General features: G+C 63.8%; 7 protein-coding genes. All 7 read right to left on the reverse strand.

What is annotated here, in order from left to right; translation table 11 throughout:
- Window positions 1–245 precede the first annotated feature (245 nt).
- Window positions 246–2,168: a hypothetical protein gene (locus tag GTO19_RS02765; protein WP_291018282.1), complete on the reverse strand. Its 1,923-nt coding sequence runs from the start codon at window positions 2,166–2,168 to the stop codon at window positions 246–248.
- A gap of 132 nt (window positions 2,169–2,300) precedes the next feature.
- Window positions 2,301–5,474, reverse strand: a complete 3,174-nt coding sequence (locus GTO19_RS02770; RefSeq protein WP_291018284.1) for an exodeoxyribonuclease V subunit beta — start codon at window positions 5,472–5,474, stop codon at window positions 2,301–2,303.
- Entirely contained in the window at window positions 5,471–8,095 is a 2,625-nt protein-coding gene (locus GTO19_RS02775; RefSeq protein ID WP_291018286.1) for a PD-(D/E)XK nuclease family protein, read from the reverse strand. The genes GTO19_RS02770 and GTO19_RS02775 overlap by 4 nt, the downstream gene beginning before the upstream one ends.
- A gap of 171 nt (window positions 8,096–8,266) precedes the next feature.
- Window positions 8,267–9,001: a Qat anti-phage system TatD family nuclease QatD gene (gene qatD, locus GTO19_RS02780; protein WP_291018288.1), complete on the reverse strand. Its 735-nt coding sequence runs from the start codon at window positions 8,999–9,001 to the stop codon at window positions 8,267–8,269.
- Window positions 9,001–10,266, reverse strand: coding sequence for a Qat anti-phage system QueC-like protein QatC (gene qatC / locus GTO19_RS02785; RefSeq protein ID WP_291018291.1), 1,266 nt, complete (start codon window positions 10,264–10,266; stop codon window positions 9,001–9,003). The genes qatD and qatC overlap by 1 nt, the downstream gene beginning before the upstream one ends.
- Complete coding sequence (gene qatB / locus GTO19_RS02790; protein WP_291018293.1) at window positions 10,263–10,880, reverse strand: Qat anti-phage system associated protein QatB; 618 nt, start codon at window positions 10,878–10,880, stop codon at window positions 10,263–10,265. The genes qatC and qatB overlap by 4 nt, the downstream gene beginning before the upstream one ends.
- 245 nt (window positions 10,881–11,125) lie before the next feature.
- Entirely contained in the window at window positions 11,126–12,994 is a 1,869-nt protein-coding gene (locus GTO19_RS02795; RefSeq protein WP_291018296.1) for a P-loop NTPase fold protein, read from the reverse strand.
- Window positions 12,995–13,083 lie beyond the last annotated feature (89 nt).

A 13,083-nucleotide genomic window follows, 5' to 3' on the forward strand; every position in this document is an offset into this window, starting at 1 on the left:
CCGCGCCGCGATGCCCCGCTGCGCACGCCGTTGGCTACATGCGTGAAATATCCGGGCTAGCGTAGCCCGCTACGATTGCAAGACTATTGTGCTTTGCGATTGCAAGACTATTGTGCTTTGCCATCACAAGACTATTGCGTTGCATTTGCAGCCGGCTCGAAGACTCGGCTCCCCCTCAACTCGCCTGGCTGTGTCACTTTACCCCGGCCAGGACACATTTCATGGGCTGCGAAAGTCGGGTGGTATCAGCGTGCTCTGCGCTTGAGCCAGTCGTCCCAAGCCACTGCCGCCTCAGGATTCTTTCGCTTCCAGTCCTCGAGTTCTGCACCCTTTAGCCAGTCTGGCTCGCGGCTCCAGTGCATCGGCGCACTGCTGTTCGTTGGCCTCCGGTTTACGTCTCGGGGTTGTGAGGGTGCACGACCAGGACGCCTGCCCGTCCCTTCGCCAGGCAGAGGGCGAGCCAGTAACTCCCGCATCTCAGGGAATAGAAAACCCAAGAGCGGGTCGAAACGTCGGCTCCGTTTGTACACCGACTCGACACCTCGCTGACTGCAGCTTTCAAGGTCTTGCCGAACCTTCTCACGCCACTGGGTGACGCGCGCACGGTGCTGGGGTTCCAAGGTCGGCTTGTACGCCCTGAGCGCCATGAGGTAGAGGGTGTGCCAACAAAGCTTGTCCTCTGCCTTCTCTACAAGGGCTGTGTTCAACACCTGCCACAGCGTCTCTACGCGATACCCCCAGGCCGCGTTCTCCTGAATCGAGAGCAGCCGGTCGAGGACGCTTCCTTGCCACGCGTACAGGACTGGGTCATCTCCTTGAACCAGGCCGTACAACGCAAGCTCTTTCCCAAGCTGTGCGATGTGCTCGCAAGTCGACTCCTGGAGTTGCCTGGCTTCTTGGGTTTGGGCATCCTCTGCACGAAGAGCAGCGAGACTCTTCACAGCCGCCAGGTACTCGCTCCGCAGCCGCGCCAATTCCTGCTCATCAGCCTGAAGTTCTAGCTCCAGCTGCGCTGCTCTGGTCGCCGCTTTTTCGTCGAGCCAAGGATGGGCAAGCCACCGCTTCGCGGCCAGTTCATGAACCACCAAAGCTGTGAACTCGGCTCGGGACAGCGTTCCCCCGAGACTCCCGACATTGATTTCGAGAGCCGCGAAGCCTTCCGCGCGGATTCGGTCAAGTCGCTCGGCCGTGATTGCGTTAGTGACCGTGACCTCTATGAGCAAGGTCCCCCGCGCGCCGTCTACGGGGTCAACAAACTGCGCGATGAGGTCGGGACGAATCTGGCCGACCTTCTCTTCCAGCCGGACGTTCGAGAGCTCAAGCAGGCTCTCGTCGCGCCGAGCAACTTCATGGTGCAGCTTTGAGCCGGCGCCGCCGAGATGCTCTCGGAGAACAAGTTCCGGTACGCGCAGGCGCTCCTCTCGCCTGAGGACGTCCTTCGTTAGCCAATGCAGCAACGACTCCCTGCCGGCTGTTGGGCCAAGGTCCTGCAACGCTTCGTCAGGAAGCCAGTCAAGAGCGGCAACAGCCTTTGCGGTGGCGAGCGCATGCGCTTGCTCGGCCAGGGAGGCGTCCGACCAGTGCTGCCCATGCCAACTCCCGGCCTCCACCAAGAGATGCAGTCGCCCCTTGAGCTCGTTGGGGTCTAGCGCGGCCAGGGTGGGGTCGTCCATCACGACCTGGACGACAGGATGTAAGGCGCCGTCGAGTTCTTCAGACAGGGAGCCCGTGAGCTGAACGACGACAGTCCTGCCGTCCTCGAGCGTCAACAGGGCGCGTACTTGGTCAAGTGGCTTGAAGCTCCGTATGTTCACCGCCTCCGCCGGCTGAGAAATCCATGCGGAGTACGCGGCACCGCTCAACCCGACAACCTGGGCAGACACTCGTCGAGCGGGGAGCACTACGCGGTCCTGCATCTCTAGCAGTTCGAGAGCCGCGGCGCGGGCTGTCAACACGAGGCAGGAGTGCCGGTCAGTGCCGTCGGGGTGCCTGAAGTGCGGTCGCTTCCTCCACTCGGCTTTGGCGGCATTCACGGCCGTCAGCGGCTCGCCGCAGCAGTAGCAGACGCAGTTGCATTTCGAGCCGCGATGCGTTTCATCGAGCTCGAAGATGTACCGTGCCTCTCCGGTGTGAACGTCCTTCCCCCACGCCAGGACGAGCTCGCTCAACTGCTGCCTGGGATTGGGACTTCCCGGCTGAATGCTCCAGAACGCAGTTCGGTCACTGCTCATAGGCTGGTCAAATCAGAGGTAGGTTGCAGTCCACAAAGGCAGGATGGCAAGTAGCTCTGTACGAGACCGTCAAGCCAAGCGAACGGCTCGTGCAGCCACCGGCAGGTAGAGCCACCGCTGGCTCACGGGCTTGCCGGTCGCGGCTAGGAGGGCGTGGCCGTAGGACTCGAGCTGAGGACCATGCTCAGCCACCAAGTCCTCGTCTCGGGCAGCCCCACCGGGGTTCGACTTGTGGTCCAGGAGGACCCACCCGTCGTGCGCTTCGACCAGCAAGTCAATGCGGCCACGGATGCGGGTCCCGTTCGGGCCATCGGCCTCCACGGGAACTTCGACATGGACCGGGCAACCGGGCCAGCGAGCACCAATCCACGCCTGGAATGCAGCGACCTGGGCGCAAACAGCATCCTTGTCCACGCAGTGAGCGACGGTCCAGGTCTTCAAGATGCGTTCGACATCCGGGGCTGAAACGCCGCCAAGCACTCCGGCGCGCGCGATGCACAGGTGGAGCGCCGTGCCCAGCGACGCCATGTCCGGCTTGCCCGCCAGGCTCAGCCGCACACCGACGGCGTCTGTCTCAGCGACCTTGAAGGCCCCGCCCGAGGCGGCGCTTGGACGATGCCATAGGGGTTCGCCTTGCATCCGTGGCCGCGGGGTGAACCAGTGGCACGTCTCGGGCGCTTTGGCCGGTGGCTCGACAGCGCATTCGTCCTTGCTCCATGACTTTGTCAGGCGGGAGAGCTGCCGGCCGCAAGGTAGCGCCACGGCGCCCGAGTCGCCGAACAACAGCTCGGTTGCGCCTTGAATCTCGCCAACCCAGGCACGCCCAGGTCCTCGCGAACGAACGAAGGACACGGCCACGTTCATGTCGCGCGCGCGGGTCAGGCCGACGTAGAGCAGGCGCCTGTTCTCCGCCAGGGCTTCGGCCTGCATGGCTTTGCCAATGTCGCTACCTTCCGCATTCAGGGCCGCTTGGGGCTGGGACCGCTTGCCCCAGGTCTTCAGCCAGCAGTGGACGAAGCGGTTGGCCAGCGGCTGCTGTGGGTCGAAGGCGTCGACTGTCCTGGCGCGGACGCCCCAGAGTGAGCTGCGCGCCGTCGCATCGAGGCTTGTCAGCACGACGACGGGCCACTCCAGGCCCTTGGCACCGTGGTAGGTCAGGACCGTGACCGAGTTGTCTGCCGAGGTCGCCCGGTTGTCGTCTTCTGCGCTGGCGAGTTCGTCCAGCCAGCGCAGCATGCCGCTGACGGTTGCCGGCCGCTTCGCGGCAACGCACTCGTCCTCGAAAGTCTTGCCGAACTCGACCAGCGCTTCGACGTTGGCCAGCCGATTGCGGCTCTCGTGAGGAGAGGCCGACCATTGGCCGACCAGGCGCGCGACCTGGGACTCAGCAGCGGCAAGTCGGAGGGCTTCCTGGGGAGTCAAGGCGTTGAGCGTTGGACGCAGCTCTTCCAATCGGGCCAGCAGCGGATGGGCGTTGTCGCCGGTCGTCTTCCACTCATGGGATTTGGCTCCCGCGGTGGCAAGGTGCTGCAGCCGGTCTTGAAGCCATGTCTCGACCGGCATACCTTCGGCCAGGGTGAGAACCAGCGCCGTCGCGACCGTGTCGGTCGGGTCGTTCAGGCGCCGCAGGCATGCCATCACGTAGGTGGCCTCGGCAGTCCCCAGCAGGCCGGAGCGTGGGCTGGCTGAAGGGATTCCCCAGCGGGTGAGCGACGTGACGGCAAACTCGACTTGGTCGTTGTAACGGCACAGCACCCCGACATCGCCGGCTTGAATCGGTCGCAGCTGCTTGGTGTCCTTGTCTTCGACCATTACCCCGGAAGCCAGCAGTTCGCGGACGGCTTGTCCAAGCCCCAGGTAGTCCGAGTCGTTTCGGCTGCTCTCGAAGCTCCAATTCAGGAGTACTGCTTGGTCCGGGATGTCCTTTCGCAGCGGTTGCAGCTGAACCTGCGCTGGCGTCAGTTCGGGCTCGAACGCAGACCCGAACACGCCGTTGGTGAGCGCAACGAGACCCTCGACGGAACGCCTGGAGGTGTCGAGGGCCTTCCCAATGGTTCCACCCCAATCCTTGATGGCGCCCAGGACGCCAGCGATGAGGCTCGCGTCCGTGCCGCGGAACCCATAGATGGCCTGCTTGGGGTCGCCGACCCACACTGACCGCTTGGCTAGCTTGGCCAACTCCACGAAAAGCGCCAACTGAAGGGGGCTGGTGTCCTGGAACTCGTCGACCATGACGAGGTCCAGCTCGGCCGCCAGGGCCTCGCGGACGCTGGGCTTTGTCCTCAACGCCCGCAGCAGCAGGACCTCCTGGTCGCTGAAGTCGACGGCACCCAGTGCTTTCTTGGCCTGCTCGTAGGCGTCGAGAACGTCGGCGGCCAGGTTGAACACCAGCTCCAGGTACTGGCGGACCTCGGCATGAAAGGCGGGATGAGACTCGTGGGCTTGAGCGGCGGCCTTGACTTGCTCCACGATGTTCTTGGCCTTGGCGCCAACGTCGATACCTGCCGCGCCTATCCAGTCGGGCCAGCACCAGCGGTCCTCACGGAATGCGCGCTCCAGCTTCTGCAGCGCGTCCAGGCCCTTTGTAAGGTTCTGGGGCACTTGTTCGCCTGCAGCCATTCGCTGCTCGACGAAAGCGGCAACTTCCTGGTGCGCCTTGCTAAGCGCGGCGCTCAGCACTGCGGTGGGGTCTGGGCCTGTACTCGGAGCAGGCCAGTTCGCAAGCATCGCGTCCGCGTTCTGCGCGCCCATCGCGCGAAGCGCCGCAGGCGCAATGTCATTGTCGAGCGCGGCCTTGACGACAGCCTCGACGGTCTTGGACCAGTCCGCCTGCTCGATTCCGAACCGCTCGGTCAGCCCCACCAGTTCCGCTTGCGCGGCGGCATCCATGGACTCGGCCAGGGTGGATTTGAGCAGTCGCTTGGATTGCCCTTCACCCAGGACGGTCTGGTCAGGCGACAGGCCCAGCTCGAAGCAGAACCGCTTAAGCATCTGGCCGCAAACGCTATTGACGGTGCCCAGCCGGGCTTGGCCAATGGCGGTGGCCAGGTCGATGCGTCCCTTCTCAAGAAGCCAGGAACGGGCGCGCTCTCGCAGTTCGGTGGCGGCCTTCACCGTAAAGGTTGTGGCCAGAATGGCGTGAGGGCGTGCCGCACCAGACTCGAGCGCTTGGGCGAGGGTCTCGGTCAGCTTGTAGGTCTTGCCGCTGCCAGCGCCTGCGCTGATGAACTCGATGTTGTTCATTGTTCCCAGCCTCCGAGCAAGACGAGGTGGTCTCCGTCGAAGCGGCTGTTGGGGCCCTTTACTGGAAGTGTTCCGTCGGGCCCCTTGAAGTCATCTGGTGGGTCTACCGGAACTACATCGATGACCCCGTCGTCCAGCTGTTGCTTACGCCAGTTCCAAGTCGCGCGTGCCTGGTCCAGCAGGGTGGCGACGGTTACCCCTTCTGGCGGCCGCCTGACCTGCGCCTTCGGGAAGATGTCTGCTGCTGTGATGTAGAGCGCACCGCTCTCCAAGATGAAATAGCCGAGCGCGGCAGGTGCGGCACCGTTCTTTTGCTCGACGAGACTGGAGTAGAGCGCGAGTTGCAGGTGCTCGCCCGAGCGAAGCAGCCCAGCGTAGTAGTTGTCGCTCCGCCACTTCATGTCGAGGGCGACGGTTCGCTTGTCATCGAGCGTGACCAGCAGGTCAATCTTGCCGGCCAGCGGTACTGCACCCAGGGTTCCAGAGAACGCGACCTCGGTCTGAACTTGAGTAGCCCCGGCCGACCTCAGATGGTCGAGCAGGCTGCATATGGCGCCCTCGCAGACCTTTCGGAAGTGCTGCTGGCTGACGCCCGCGCCCTGCATCAGCAGGACGGCACCTTCTGTCTGCAGGAGGGTGTCGGCCTCGGCGCGGAACCGGGCGACAGCATCGGGGTTCGACCAAGTCAGCGCGGCCGCGTGCTCGAAGAGTTTCTCGAACACACGGTGCGCAAGGATGCCGAGCAGGCGGTTGTCTTCCTCCACGGTCAGGGCCGAGGTGGGCTCCAGGTCCGCCACTCGCTTGAGCACGAAAAGGGCAGGGTCGTTGAAGAGTTCGTTGAGTGTGGTGAACGACTGCGCGGAGTCACTGAGCTTTACGGGCTGCGGGAGTTGAACGAGTCGAGGTGGCCTCGGCAAAGGCTGTGGTGCCAGTGCTGCGGCTGTGGAAGCGATGAAAGTGGAACCTATCGCCGCATCAAGGTCGATGGCGGTGTTTTCGATTGCGGGCAGTAGCTTCTTGAGCAGCAGACGAATCGGATGTACCTCGGCGCCAGGGGGCGGGCAGACGAGGACAAAGCGCTTGCGCGCTGCAAGCAGCGGGCGAAGCCACTGCGCTGCCAGCGATACCAGCTCGCGTGCCGGGTCTCGCAGCTGGACACCCAGCTGGGTGAGAGCTTCAACTTCGGATAGCGACCAAGGAAGCGGCGACGGCAGTGCGGGGGTGGACGGCATCCACCAGACCACTTCGTCGGCGGCTTCGACACAGGCGGCTGGAGTGCTGGCAGAACGCATGCAGCCGACATGCGAAACCGCGGCAGGGTTGGTCGCCCCTGCAGGCGTGGCGTGCGCGACCAGCTGCTCGACTTGCCGAGGCAGCACCGTCGCCAGACCCTGGCTGGCGAGTTCGGTCAGCGCGTCCTGGACGGCTGCGCACTGGCGATGCGCAGCCAGGAAAATCGCCACATCAGCGGACTCACCTGTGAGACGCCGCCGCATCGCTTCTTTCAGTCGGTCAACCCGGGCGATGAGTACGTCGACGGGCACTCCGTTGGTGCGCGTCCAGCGCTCGGATTCCAGCCAGAAGGCAATTTCGTCGGCGACTTCCTGGGCGTCCTCTCCCGTGGCGAGCTTGGCCTTGGCTGCGGTCCATGCCTCCCCGCCAATCCCGGGCTGTTTAGACACAGCGCGGGCGAGGGTGCTCCTCGCGCGGCGGCTGAACGGGCCCACCGGGTGGGTGAGGAAGTCCAGCAGCCGGTTGATGTCGAGGGGCGTCCAGCACAGCTCGAGGGCAAGAGGTAGTGCCTGAAGGGCAGGGCGGAGCTGGCTCGGGTGTTCGAACCCACAGTTGACCCCGCCAGTTGCGGACAGGGTCACGTCGAGGCCATCTCCGGCGTCCTCGGCAAGGACCAGCCGGTCGCCCGGCTCGTACGAGTTATGGGCGCTCAGCCAGTGCGCCGCGGTTGTGGCCGCGAGGGCGTGCACCAACAGGACGCTGCCGTCGGGCGGCGCGCCCAACTTGCCAGCAGGGTGGCCGGCCAGAACGGCCAGCGCCTGCTCCTGCACCGCGCGGAGATACCCTGTGCCCTGTGGTTCGGGGAGACGGACCTCAACGGCAGGCAGGAGGTCGAGCACTTGCCGCCAAAGGAGAGGGAAGTCTTCGGGCGGGTCAACGAGGTGAACCGACTTGATGGGGCCAGGGCCGGACTCGCGAAGGGCTTGCACTACCAGGTGCAAGCGCTCGGCCTCCCCGGGCGGGAGCTTGCCGGCAGCGGCCGTCTCGATGGCGGAAAGCTCCTGAATCCGCGCTGGATGCGTAGGCTTTGCACTGCCGTCCCAGCCGCCGAGGCGCCACTCGTCTCGCCAGGCCAGGAGGCGTGCGGCGGTACCGATGCTGTCTGCCTGCAGGGACTCGCTGTAGAAGCGGGAGCCATTGTCGTGCGCGCGAAGGAGGCCGGAGTAGACCGCTACTCGCTTCGCGAACGAGGCCTCGGGTGCCGACAAGCCAAGGTAGGTTTCCAGCAGGGAGAGGAAGCCCAGCCGACCGACAAGAGGGCTGTTGAAGAAGTTCGTCGGTGACGGGCCCTGGCGGGCGTCCAGGAATAGGCCAAAGGTGACGTGCATGCTGAAGTTGACTCCCTGAAGGCAATCGAGTGCAGGCGTTCTATTGCGTCTTGTTGAGTGCTATTGAGCTGACAACCACACTCATTTGTAATAAAAGCTTATGTCGAATCAGAGCGGCCGCGGCATAGAAGCTGGACGCGACTTCGGCAAGCGCATCAAACCCTGGTAACGCTACCACCCTATCAGCTTGAGAAGCGCGCGCCCGTTCTGAGCGAGCGCACTAGTAGTCTCCTCGGTCGATAGACGCCACAGAGGCGCCAACCCCTCGGCCGTCTGACTCTCGCTCCAAGGCATCACCGGCTTGCCTTCAATCTTCGCAAAGGGGCCGTCGCTCTCAGGCACGACTCGGTCGCGGGGCATCGCGGCGGCCAAAGCTTTGCCGCTTGCAGAGTCGAACATCGCCGGGCCGATGCTGAACCAACAACCGAGAGCCGCAGCCGCCCTTAGCTCAGCAGGGGTCCCCGAGAACCAGTGCAACACCGCTGTCCCAAAGTTCGGGTTCCGCCCCAACTCTCCCAGCACATCCCTGACAGCGCGGCGGGAGTGAATACTGAGCGTGCGACCGCCCACCTCGACGCAGCGCGCAATGACTGCGCTGAAGATGCGGCGCTGAACCTGGTAGTGAGCCCGAAACCGAGGGGACCCGTCCAGGCCTACTTCACCAACTGCCTTCGCCCCGGCAATCTGCTCCAACAGCAAGTCCAGCTCTGCTGCACGCTCGTGTGCAATCTCCGGATGCAACCCCGGTGTCATGAGCACTGTCGGCAAAGGCTCTAGCGCACGCGACGTGGCTGCGAACGCCTTAGGGCTTGTGGTCACCAACCAAGTGAACTCATTGCGCTTGGCCGCTTCGCGGTAGACCTCCCGTGCCCCAGGGTAGAGGTCTAGGTGGCAGTGGAAGTCCATCACAGCAGCCCATCTGCCTGGAGCAGCGCCTCAAGCTCGTTGAACCCCGATTGAAGGACCTGCCGATACCCGGCTCGCTCGGCGGGCGACGCAAAGGCAAGGGTGGCGCCCAAGAAGCGGTCCAGCCCCTTTTCCCGGACCGAGAGCACAGCCAGCGCCGCGGCCATAGGGTCGTCCGGGCCGCTGGACTTGTCGGAGCCAACCACGGATGGGTACGCGTACCTTGTCGTGTCGCGCCCTGGTCCCCATGCCAAGAACGCCGCCCTGCGAATCAGGCAAGGCACGCAACGGCCGCAGTGGGTGCGGTTGTACGTCCGGAACCGACCACAGCTCGTTGAGTCGGAGGCGACCGACTCGAGCAGGGCCTGGTCCGCGCACTCGCGAAGCATCTCGCCCTTCGTCTTGAATCGATAGGGCAACTCAAGCCGTACTGCGATGCCCAGGCCTTCGAGGAGCTCTTGCAACTCAGCAATGAACAACGGGTGTGTTGTCCGTGTGCTGAGGCTGGCTACCCGGCCGGGAACCAGTGGAGGGTTGATGCAGATGAATCCGTTCTCGGGGATGAAGACCTGCACTGGGGCGCCAGCAATCCTTGAGGCAGCCATAACCGCAAACCCATAGAACGCCAACGACCGGCCCCGCGTCGAGGCCTCACGGTTGCCTGAGAAGCTGATACCGTGGCTCCACTGCATGTGGGTAGCGCCGCCCCCAAGCAGAGCCGCGTATCGCCGCTGGCGGTCTGAGTCCTCGTGCGCCAGCTGCGACACGAAGACCGGCTGACGCCCCTCTGTCACCAGATTGATGCCGCCGATGAGGCTGTCAAGGCCGCCCGATAGCAGACATACGCAGTCCTGCGCCCAAGGTTGAGGTTTGCCATTGGGCGGGGTGACTCCCCCGTCAACGAAATTCAGCGTCCAGTAGTCACCGGTCAGAACCTTCAGCAGTCGCTCGGCATGCGCCTTCCAGGGTGCCCAACGCAACGGCTCATTCAGCGCGACCGTGAGCTCAATCATTCGCGTCCAGCCGTCCGCGCTCGTGTTCCGCGGGCAACAGAGGTCGGCCGCGCAAACCGACAGGCAGAACTGCACGAAGTCCCAGGCCTGCACGGTCGGTGCGAACCCCTTTCGCTTTAAGGACCCGCGCCAACCTTGGGCTACGGTGCCGATGCCAGCGCGCTTAGCGCTCCTAAAAAGCGTGAAGGCGCGTTCTTCCTCGGCGAGCGTGGATGGCAAATGGTCAACGGACGTGCATAGCACTTTCATCATGATGCAAACACCTCCATCGCCGACTGCAGTACGTCTCGAGCGAGACGCTTGGGGTCGAGCCCCGTTGTACCGAGTCGTTCCATCACGACCCGAACTTCCGATTGAACGTACTCCTTCACGTCCTTCCGATAAACCTGAATCTGTTGTGCGTCGTACTTCAGCTTCTCGTATGCCTGACCGAGCTGCAGGTCCATGCGGTTGCAAACATCGTTGGCAATCGTGATGGCCATTACGTCGTGAATTTGCGCATCGCTGAGATTAAAGATATCAATGTCGGGGTTGAGCTCATAGAGCAGGCCCAGCGCTTCAGCAGCGGCATTGCGCAATGACTCGTCGTCCACGCTGCCGGTATCGGGCATGACCTCCTTGACCAGTTCCAAGATGAGGTCGTCGGCAGCGAGGTTCGCCTGCCGAGTTCGGTCAACCCAGTTGGCAACGCGAGGGTCTGAACGGTCGCGGGCAGACGCCAAGAACTGGCCGAGCGCGCCCGCGCCTTGGGCAGTGCCTCGCATGGTCGAGGCGGCGCGGCGCGAACCACCCATGCCCTTTGTGACCATACTTTTGGCCGCAGAGCGGAGCGACTCACTCCCGCCACCCCCGAGGAAGGTCGACATCTTGGTGCGAGCGTCGGCAAACCTGCGACTAGGCGCGAGCGCCCCGTCGACGGCTGCAGCCTTACCCGCTTGGATGTCGGCAATGCCCGCGTCGGATGCCTCGCCGGATTCGTCGCCCCCATCTTGGCCAGGCTCGGCATGACCGTCGTCGCCTGCAACTCCCGCGCCCGAGGTGTCAGACGATAGCCACTCTGGGTCGAATGGTGAGCCCGCCTTACCGCCCGAGCTTGAAGTAGAAGTTCCCACTACCGGGCTCCCTTCTTCGCCTGCACGATGGCAGCCTTCGTGGGCCGCTCAGTTGACGAGTCCGCTTCCCACTTGTCAACGATGGGCCGCGCCCAAAGCTGTGCATATAGCGGCGGGATGATGCCGGGCCCAACCTTGCCGACCGGTGCTTCGGCGAGAAGCGCAGAAGCTTGGGCGGCCAGCTCCGGGTAGACCTTGCAGGGCTCAAGGAGCGGGACGACATCTTCGCCTGAGCGCCAGGTGCGCTTGGCCGCCTTGAGCTGCCATGCCTTGGCCATCGCCATGCCGGCCTGAATCGCTCCAGCGGCCCTGATGGCTTCGGTCAGCGGCGCATTCGACGCTGTCGCGCTGACCAAGGCGTCTCGCAAGGCGCGCCCTTCGGTAGTCATGTTGTCGGCGCCAAAGTCCCGAGTCGCCGTGTCTCTGCTCAAGTGCAGCAGAGGGCGAAGGTCGGTTTCGCCCAGCGGCGGCTGCAGCTGCAGCCATTCGCGCGTGAAACGGTCATCCTTGAACGGCTCGGGAAGCACCGCGCCGCTTGCTGCAGCCGCTTCTGCCTCATGCAGGACCGGCACTCGCCCATCGGCGGCCGAGGTCACCCTTGCCGCCAGCGCATTTGCGAGCGTCTCGTCGCATCGCTCCACGAGGTGCCATTTTGCAAGGGACGGGATGTCAAGGTCGATGCCTTGCGGTGTGGCCAACGCTGACCGAAGGTAGACCGTGTTGAGGAACCGCTTCATGAGCCGAGGGTTCGCATTGACAGCGCTCGACTGGGTGAGCAGCGGAGCCAAGCCTTCGGCCAACTTCATCAACTCGAGCATGCGTGTGTTGCCCAAGCCGACGAGGCTCTGCAAGAACTCCGAAGTTACAGCGTCGCCCTTCCAACTCGTCTGCAGGCGCTTTGGAATGGCTTCCCTCGCAGCCTCGAAACCGGTCTTGTCGAAGTCGCCGTCGGAGTGGGCGCGTTCCATCAGCAGCAGTGCCAGGTACGCCTTGGCTTCGTTGATGCCGAGTCGCGGAACATGAAGCGGCACCTGGATGAGCTTGTCGAAGTAGTTCGTCGCAACTTCACCCGAGATACTGGTGCCCTCGAAGTGCACCCGCACCGCCCCACGGATGAACTCGTTGTCAGCCGCGACAACGAAAGCACTCCGCTTGAGGAAGAGAAGGAGCCGAATCGACTCGAGCGTGGAGATGGCAGTCTTGGGCAGGCAGCGGTCCAGGTCGTCCACGAACACGACCAGCGTGACCTTTAGCTCCTCGAGCAGCTCTTCGAGCGCGTTGCGGAACGCTTGAATCTCGCTGGGCAGCGAGACGGGCTCGGCCGGCTTTAGCAGACCGTCAGCAGCCCCCTTGTCGTCCTTGCCCTTCTCGCCCTCGCCGTCGCCGGGCTCACCGTCGCCTCCGCCGAGTCCGAAAAACCCTCCAACCTTCATGACGGCGGCGCCGATGCTGCCTACGGGGACGCCCGTATACAGCGTCGCTGCCGCTTCTCCACCCAGTTGGGCCAGACGGAGGAGGTTGATTCGCTTTAGCAGCCTCTTCGCCTTCTTCAGTAGGGCCTCATCCTTTGCGGCGAGCCGCAGAACCTCATCGCCGACGAGTTGGAGCAATGCGCTGCGGGCGCCCTCGAAGTCCTGATAGAGCCATGGGTTGAAGGTGACAACGACATAGGTGTTCTTCCCTGGCGAGTCAGCCTGCTTCAGTCGGCCTTCAATCATCCGGACCAGTGAGGTCTTGCCGACACCCCAGCCACCGGACACGCCTACAGAGAGTGGCACCCCCTGAGCCTGCTGCAGGAGCTTGGCGCACGCGTCTGCAACGACTCCAAAGTTCAGGTAGTCAATAGTCGTTTCGTTGTCGGCCCACATTACCAGCTAGCCTCCCTTTATGTTGCGCTTGGCCCGACTGTAGAGCACTCACGTCGGTCCAACATAGGTCCGCTCCCGGCCTGCGGTGG

Origin of the sequence: Hydrogenophaga sp. (genome assembly GCF_011772445.1) — a bacterium.
GTDB lineage: Bacteria > Pseudomonadota > Gammaproteobacteria > Burkholderiales > Burkholderiaceae_C > Hydrogenophaga.